The sequence below is a fragment of the Stenotrophomonas sp. STEN087 genome (assembly GCF_056759115.1).
The window spans coordinates 1-7,423 of the sequence record NZ_JBRRCR010000129.1 but is presented as its reverse complement, the minus strand read 5'-3'; the positions used below and the strand labels follow the sequence as shown (position 1 = coordinate 7,423).

Annotated in this window: 6 protein-coding genes; 5 read left to right on the top strand and 1 reads right to left on the bottom strand. The window is 67.5% G+C overall.

Annotated features, from left to right (window positions below):
* Positions 1-508: 508 nt before the first annotated feature.
* From sucC to ACVOK1_RS19640, 3 genes are all read left to right on the top strand, one after another.
* A complete protein-coding gene (gene sucC / locus ACVOK1_RS19650; RefSeq protein ID WP_079222939.1) occupies positions 509-1,678 on the top strand; it encodes an ADP-forming succinate--CoA ligase subunit beta in 1,170 nt (389 codons plus the stop codon).
* Positions 1,679-1,699: 21 nt separating this feature from the next.
* Positions 1,700-2,575, top strand: a complete 876-nt coding sequence (sucD, locus tag ACVOK1_RS19645; RefSeq protein ID WP_108760494.1) for a succinate--CoA ligase subunit alpha — start codon at positions 1,700-1,702, stop codon at positions 2,573-2,575.
* Between the two features lie 179 nt (positions 2,576-2,754).
* Positions 2,755-4,389, top strand: a complete 1,635-nt coding sequence (locus ACVOK1_RS19640; RefSeq protein WP_108769768.1) for an NAD+ synthase — start codon at positions 2,755-2,757, stop codon at positions 4,387-4,389.
* Positions 4,390-4,543: 154 nt separating this feature from the next.
* Here the strand turns inward: ACVOK1_RS19640 and ACVOK1_RS19635 are convergent, their stop codons facing one another.
* A complete protein-coding gene (locus tag ACVOK1_RS19635) occupies positions 4,544-5,428 on the bottom strand; it encodes an outer membrane protein assembly factor BamD (protein ID WP_200752480.1) in 885 nt (294 codons plus the stop codon).
* A 113-nt stretch (positions 5,429-5,541) separates the two neighbouring features.
* Between ACVOK1_RS19635 and rluD the strand changes: the two genes are divergently transcribed.
* Both rluD and pgeF read left to right on the top strand, forming a co-directional pair.
* Entirely contained in the window at positions 5,542-6,531 is a 990-nt protein-coding gene (gene rluD, locus ACVOK1_RS19630) for a 23S rRNA pseudouridine(1911/1915/1917) synthase RluD (RefSeq protein WP_108769766.1), read from the top strand.
* Complete coding sequence (pgeF, locus tag ACVOK1_RS19625) at positions 6,531-7,298, top strand: peptidoglycan editing factor PgeF (RefSeq protein WP_406234987.1); 768 nt, start codon at positions 6,531-6,533, stop codon at positions 7,296-7,298. The genes rluD and pgeF overlap by 1 nt, the downstream gene beginning before the upstream one ends.
* Positions 7,299-7,423 lie beyond the last annotated feature (125 nt).

Sequence of the window (7,423 nt, the reverse complement as noted above, 5' to 3'; positions counted from 1 at the left end):
TCTGTATTGAGGCCTGCCATGGGGTCAGAGCGCTCTCTGCGAGAGGGATCCGACCCCTTGGCTATCGGGGTGGGGGGCCCCGCCCCCCGCGGGGGGCGCGACCCCGCGCCCCCCCCCCCCCCCGGCGGCGGGGCCCCCCCGGGCCCCCCCCCCCCCCCCCCCGCGTGGTGGCGCCCCCGGTTGGGGTCTGCGCCCCCCCGGCCCCCGCCCCCCCCCCCCCCGGCCCCGCCGCCCTCGACTCTACCTCGACGCGACGGCCCCCAGTATAGGCCTGTGGAAGCGGTTTCCTGCGCAATCGGACCGGGCCGGGCCCACGGGCCCACCCCGCCGGGGCGGCGCAACTGCCTGAATGAACGTGGAAATCTGGCCGGGTCTGGCCGTTTGTCCCGGGTTCTTTGCGCCCCGGCGCTGGCTCGGCCACAATAGTGGGCCCGCCGCGGTCCATGCCGGCGCCCCGCCGGGGCCCCTGAGGAATTGCGTGCGGTCGTTCCTATTCCCACGGTGACGCATGAATTTCCACGAATACCAGTCAAAACAGCTGCTTGCCGAGTACGGCATCCCGGTCCCGGCCGGCAAGGTCGCGGCGACCCCGGACGAAGCAGTCGAAGCTGCCAACTCCCTGGGCCAGGGTCCCTGGATGGTCAAGGCGCAGATCCACGCTGGCGGCCGCGGCAAGGCTGGCGGCGTCAAGTTCTGCAAGACCACTGACGACGTGAAGGCCGCTGCGGCCAAGATGCTCGGCACCAAGATGGCCACCTACCAGACCGCAGGCGTTGAACTGCCGGTCAACCTGGTGCTGGTGACCACCGCCGGCGAGATCGTCAAGGAACTGTACCTGTCGGTGCTGGTTGACCGTGGCACCAAGACCATCACCTACATCGCTTCTTCGGAAGGCGGCGTGGAGATCGAGCAGGTCGCTGCTGAAACCCCGGAGCTGATCCACTCGCTGAACGTCGACTTCGTCGAAGGCGTGCAGGGTTACCACGGCCGTGATTTCGGCTTCAAGCTGGGCCTGACCGCCAAGCAGGCCGGCCAGTTCGCCAGCATCATGGTGAACCTGTACCGCCTGTTCAACGAAAAGGACCTGGCACTGGTTGAAATCAACCCGCTGGCCATCCTGGACGACGGCAACCTGTACGCGCTGGACGGCAAGTTCGACAGCGACGACAACGCCGCCTTCCGCCAGAAGGCCCTGGTCGCCATGCGCGACAAGACCCAGGAAGACCCGACCGAAGTGATCGCTTCGGAGCTGGACATCAACTACGTCACCATGGACGGCAACATCGGCTGCATGGTGAACGGCGCCGGCCTGGCCATGGCCACCATGGACGTCATCAAGCTCAACGGCGGCGAGCCGGCGAACTTCCTGGACGTGGGCGGCGGTGCCAACAAGCAGCGCGTCATCGAAGCCTTCAAGCTGATCCTGTCCTCGGACAAGGTCGAAGGCATCTTCGTCAACATCTTCGGCGGCATCGTCCGCTGCGACATGATTGCCGAAGGCATCATTGCCGCCGTGAAGGAAGTGGGCGTCAAGGTTCCGGTCGTGGTCCGCCTGGAAGGCACCAACGTGGAAGAAGGCAAGCAGCTGCTGCGTGACAGCGGCATGGCCATCATCCCGGCTGACAACATCAACGATGGCGCCAAGAAGATCGTTGAAGCTGTCAAGAACGCTGCCTGATACCGACACCAAGGAATTCCAATGTCTGTTTTGATCAACAAGAACACCAAGGTGATCGTGCAGGGCTTCACCGGCCAGCAGGGCACCTTCCACGCCACTCAGATGATCGAGTACGGCACCCAGGTTGTCGGCGGCGTGACCCCGGGCAAGGGTGGCACCACCCATATCGACCTGCCGGTCTTCAACACCGTTGCCGACGCCGTGCAGAGCACCGGCGCCAACGCTTCGGTCATCTACGTGCCGCCGCCGTACGCGGCTGACGCGATCCTGGAAGCCGCTGCTGCCGGCATCTCGGTCATCGTCTGCATCACCGAAGGCATCCCGGTGCTGGACATGCTGCGCGTCAAGAACGTGCTGACCCGTGCCCACCCGGACACCGTGCTGATCGGGCCGAACTGCCCGGGCGTCATCACCCCGGGTGAGTGCAAGATCGGCATCATGCCGGGCCACATCCACAAGCCGGGCAAGATCGGCATCGTGTCGCGTTCGGGCACCCTGACCTATGAAGCGGTCAAGCAGACCACCGAAGTCGGCCTGGGCCAGTCCACCTGCATCGGCATCGGTGGTGACCCGATCAACGGCCTGAACTTCGTCGACTGCCTGAAGCTGTTCAACGAAGACCCGCAGACCGAAGGCATCATCATGGTTGGCGAGATCGGCGGCGACGCTGAAGAAGCCGGCGCCGAGTACATCAAGAACCACGTGAAGAAGCCGGTCGTCGGCTTCATCGCCGGTGCGTCGGCTCCGGCCGGCAAGCGCATGGGCCACGCCGGTGCGATCGCCTCGGGCGGCAAGGGCACTGCTGAAGGCAAGTTCGCCGCCATGGAAGCTGCCGGTGTCGTCACCGTCCGCTCGCCGGGCGACCTGGGCGCTGCCATCGCCAAGCTGGTGAAATAAGATCGACTGCCTCCGGCAGACGATGCTGTAGAGCCGGCCGCTGGCCGGCTGCTCGAAACAGAAAAGCCGCCTCCGGGCGGCTTTTCTGCGTCTGGTGTGGGGTCAGATCCCTCTGCTGCGAAAAAGGGATCTGACCCCGGCGTTACAATGGCCGCATTGCAACCACAGGCTGGATTCCCATGGCTTCGATCCGCATCGCGATGGCGCAGTTCGACTTTCCCGTCGGCGATGTCGCCGGCAACACCGAGCGCATCATCGAGATGATCGGCCAGGCGCGCGAGGAGTACGGCGCCGAGCTGGTGATGTTCCCCGAGCTGGCAGTGAGCGGCTATCCGCCGGAGGACCTGCTGCTGCGTCCGGGCTTCCTGTACGAGTGCGAGCAGGCGCTGGGCCGCATCGCCGCCGCTTGCCGCGGCATCACCGCCGTGGTCGGCTGGCCGCAGGCCGCCGGTGCGGTGGTCTACAACGCTGCCAGCGTGCTGCGTGACGGCCTGGTCGAGCGCACCTACCGCAAGCGCGAGCTGCCCAACTACGCCGTGTTCGACGAGCGCCGCTACTTCGACGTGGACCCGGACGGCGGCAGCTGCGTGTTCGAGGTCAACGGCGTGCCGGTCGGCCTGCTGATCTGCGAGGACCTGTGGTTCGCCGAGCCGCTGGCCGACACCGTGCGCGAGGGTGCGCAGCTGGTGGTGGTGCCCAACGCCTCGCCGTACGAGCGTGGCAAGCATGCCCAGCGCGATGCGGTGCTGGCCGCCCGCACCCGCGAGAGCGGGGCGGCGATTGCCTACCTCAACGTGGTCGGTGGCCAGGATGCGCTGGTGTTCGACGGTGCCTCGGTGGTTGCCGATGGCGACGGCACCGTGCACCCGGCGGCGGCGGCCTTCGTCGACCAGTGGCTGGTGGTGGACTACGACGGCGAAACCCGCCGCTTCCTGCCGCACGTCTGGATGGACGATGGCGATGAGAGCATGGATGCGCTGGCCTGGCGTGCGGTGACCCGCGGCATCCAGGACTACTGCCGCAAGAACGGCTTCAAGAAGGTGTGGCTGGGCCTGTCCGGCGGCATCGATTCGGCGCTGGTGCTGGCCCTGGCCGTCGACGCGCTGGGTGCGGAGAACGTCACCGCCGTGCGCCTGCCGTCGCGCTATACCGCCGGCATGTCCAACGACCTGGCCGCCGAGCAGTGCGAGGCGCTGGGCGTGAAGCTGGAAGCGGTCTCGATCGAGCCGGCCTTCAAGGGCCTGATGGAAGCGCTGGCGCCGATGTTCGAAGGCACCACGCCGGACGTGACCGAAGAGAACCTGCAGTCGCGCAGCCGTGGCGTGATCCTGATGGCGCTGGCCAACAAGTTCGGCGGCCTGCTGCTGACCACCGGCAACAAGAGCGAGTACGCGGTCGGCTACGCCACCATTTACGGCGACATGTGCGGTGGCTACGCGCCGCTGAAGGACCTGTACAAGACGGAGGTGTTCGGCCTGTCCAAGTGGCGCAACACCGTGGGCGGCGCGCCGGTGATCCCACCGGCGGTGATCAGCCGCCCGCCGTCGGCCGAGCTGCGCGACAACCAGCTGGACCAGGATTCGCTGCCGGCCTACGACGTGCTGGACGGCATCCTGTACCGCTACGTGGACCAGGAGCAGTCGCGCACGGAGATCGTGGCCGCCGGCTACGACGCGGCCGTGGTCGACCGCGTGCTGCGCCTGGTGCGCATCAGCGAGTGGAAGCGGCACCAGGCCGCGCCGGGCCCGAAGGTCTCGCGCCGGGCGTTCGGCCGCGAGCGCCGGTACCCGATCAGCAATGGGTACAAGGGGTGAGGTAACGGGGGCGCCGGGCATGGCCCGGCGCTACCGGGCTATCCCATCCACGCATGGCGTGGCTCTACTGGGCCATTTACGCATGGCGTGGCTCTACCGTAGATCCACGCCATGCGTGGATAAAGAAGAAGGGCCCCTTGCGGGGCCCTTTTCTTTATTTCTTTTCCAGCCGCGCGTTGCGCTGGCCGGTGCTGGCCGACTTCTCGCCGGCAAACGGGTTCAGCTTGCGGATCATCCACGGGTACTTCGGCCAATTGCCTTCCAGCCACGGGTGCTGCGGCTGGTTCAGCGTCAGCACGCGACGGGCGTCGTCGGCCAGCGTCTTGTTGCCCAGGTGGGTGTAGGACTCGCCCAGCACCGCCACGGCGTCGTACTGGAAGGCGCTCTGCGGGTAGGTTTCCAGCAGGTAGTTGGCGCGGCCGGCGGCCGAGACATAGGCGCCGCGACGCAGGTAGTACAGGGCGTTGTCCAGCTCGTGCTGGGCGAACACGTCACGCAGCTCGATCATGCGCTGGCGCGCATCGGCGGCGTAGCGGCTGTTCGGGTAGCGGTCGACCACGATGTTGAAGTCCGAATACGCCTGGTGCGGCGTGGACAGATCGCGGCGGCTCGGGTCCAGTGACCATACGCGACGCAGGAAAACCGTATTGCGGTTGGAGTTGGCCAGGCCGCGCAGGTAGTACAGGTACGCGATGTTGCGATGGGTCGGGTAGGTACGGATGAAGCGGTCGATGCTCGACACGGCGTCATCGTGCTTGCCGGCCTTGTACTGGGCGTAGGCGGTTTCGATCATCGCCTGCTCGGTGTACGGGCCGTACGGGTACTGGGCCACCAGGCGGCGGAAGCTGGCTTCGGCGCCACTCCAGTTGCCACCCTGCATAAGCGAGTGGCTCTTGTCGTACAGTTGTTCGACCGGCGTTCCTTCATCGGGGCGATCACCCTTGGCGCCGCGATGGCAACCAGTGGCGGCGATGACCAGCACCAGCAGCAGGGCGGTGAGGCGGACGGGCGCAGAGAGCATGGAGGAGCGTCGGATCATGGGGTCAAGGCGGGACGCGTCTGGAATACGAAGGGTCGATGATAGCCTAGTGTCCTGTCCAGCGACTGAAACCGGTCGACCGGACCCCAAAATTTCGAAGATACCCCCCTGCCATGTCTGAACAATCCTCCGAATCGGCCCGCCAGGCCATCGTCCCCGACACCTCCGCCGGCCGTCGTTTCGACGCGGTCGTGGCCGAGCTGTTCCCCGAATACTCGCGCTCGCGCCTGACTGAATGGATCAAATCCGGCGATGTGCTGCTGGACGGCGCCCAGGCCCGCCCGCGCGATCCGCTGCGCGGCGGTGAAGTCGTCACCCTGACCGTGGTGATGGAAACCCAGACCGACGCCCAGCCGGAGGACATCCCGCTGGACGTGCTGTTCGAGGACGAGCACCTGCTGGTGATCAACAAGCCGGTCGGCCTGGTGGTCCACCCGGGCGCCGGCAACCACAGCGGCACCCTGGTCAACGCGCTGCTGTACCGCGACCCGTCGGTGGCGGTGCTGCCGCGCGCGGGCATCGTGCACCGCCTGGACAAGGACACCAGCGGCGTGATGGTCGTGGCGCGCACCCTGGAAGCGCAGACCGCACTGGTCGAGCAGCTGGCCGCCCGTGACGTGCACCGCCAGTACCTGGCCATCGTGATGGGCGCACTGGTGGCCGGCGGTACCGCCGATGCCCCGATCGACCGCCACCCGCGCGACCGCCTGAAGATGGGCGTGCGTGAGGACGGCAAGGAAGCGATCACCCATTACCGCCTGCGCGAGCGCTTCCGTGCGCACACCGCGCTGGAGTGCCGCCTGGAAACCGGCCGCACCCACCAGATCCGTGTGCACATGGCGCATATCCGCCACCCGATCGTGGGTGACCCGCTGTACGGCGGCGCGCTGAAACTGCCCAAGGGTGCCAGCGAGGAGCTGGTTGCCGCCCTGCGCGGTTTCAAGCGCCAGGCCCTGCACGCCGAGACCCTGGAATTCGTGCACCCGATCACCGGCGAGCAGGTGCGCAACACCGCACCGGTGCCGGCCGACATGCTGCACCTGATGAAGGTGCTGCGCGAAGACAGCGCGGCCTTCGCCGAGCGCGAGCGGGACCGCTGGTGATGGACGCCGCGCTGCCGCTGCTGCAGGCCGACTGGCCGGCGCCCCCGGGCGTCCGCGCGCTGACCACGCGTCGGCATGGCGCGGGCATCTCGCCGGCGCCGTTCGCGCAGTTCAACCTGGGCAACCGGCACGCAGCCGATGGTGATACCCCGGCCAACGTCGAGCACAACCGGCAGATGCTGCAGCAGGGCCTGTCCCTGCCGTCGGCACCGCACTGGCTGCGCCAGGTGCATGGCACCACCGTGCTGCGTTTCGACGCAGCGCCGGTGGCCGGCGCCAGCGAGCCGGTGGCCGATGCCGCGGTGACCTCGGTGCCGGGCGTGGTGCTGGCCATCCTCACCGCCGACTGCCTGCCGGTGGTCTTCGCCGCCGCCGACGGCAGCGAGATCGGTGCGGCGCACGCCGGCTGGCGTGGCCTGGCCGACGGCATGCTGGAAGACACCGTGTCCGCCATGAACACGCCGGCGGCGCAGCTGCGGGCGTGGCTGGGTCCGGCGGCCGGCCCGCAGGACTATGAGATCGGCGAAGAGGTCTACCACGCCTTCGTCGGCCACGACCCGGGCGCGGAAGAAGCCTTTGTGGCCACCCGCGAAGGGCACTGGAAAGTGGACCTGTTCGCCCTTGCCCGGCAGCGGCTGCAGGCGGCGGGGCTGGACCCGCTCAACATCCATGGCGGCACGGTTTCTACCATGGCCGACCCGGACCTGTACTCGCATCGTCGTGACCGCCGTACCGGGCGCATGGCGACCCTGGTGTGGATGGAATGAAGCCGGCTGGCGGTCCTGTTGGGTCACTGCCCTTTTATGGGGCAAAGGGGAGCGACCCCCTAACTTGCCAGGGGTTACGGTCCGAGTTAACCTGAGAACGCTGATGCCACCCCAATAACCCCGAG

What these genes read in the sequence shown, in the direction of transcription:
- ACVOK1_RS19640 (WP_108769768.1), top strand. Translation starts at nt 2,755, where the DNA reads ATGGCTTCGATCCGCATCGCGATGGCGCAGTTCGACTTTCCCGTCGGC.
- pgeF (WP_406234987.1), top strand. Translation starts at nt 6,531, where the DNA reads ATGGACGCCGCGCTGCCGCTGCTGCAGGCCGACTGGCCGGCGCCCCCG.
- sucC (WP_079222939.1), top strand. Translation starts at nt 509, where the DNA reads ATGAATTTCCACGAATACCAGTCAAAACAGCTGCTTGCCGAGTACGGC.
- ACVOK1_RS19635 (WP_200752480.1), bottom strand. Translation starts at nt 5,428, where the DNA reads ATGATCCGACGCTCCTCCATGCTCTCTGCGCCCGTCCGCCTCACCGCC.
- rluD (WP_108769766.1), top strand. Translation starts at nt 5,542, where the DNA reads ATGTCTGAACAATCCTCCGAATCGGCCCGCCAGGCCATCGTCCCCGAC.
- sucD (WP_108760494.1), top strand. Translation starts at nt 1,700, where the DNA reads ATGTCTGTTTTGATCAACAAGAACACCAAGGTGATCGTGCAGGGCTTC.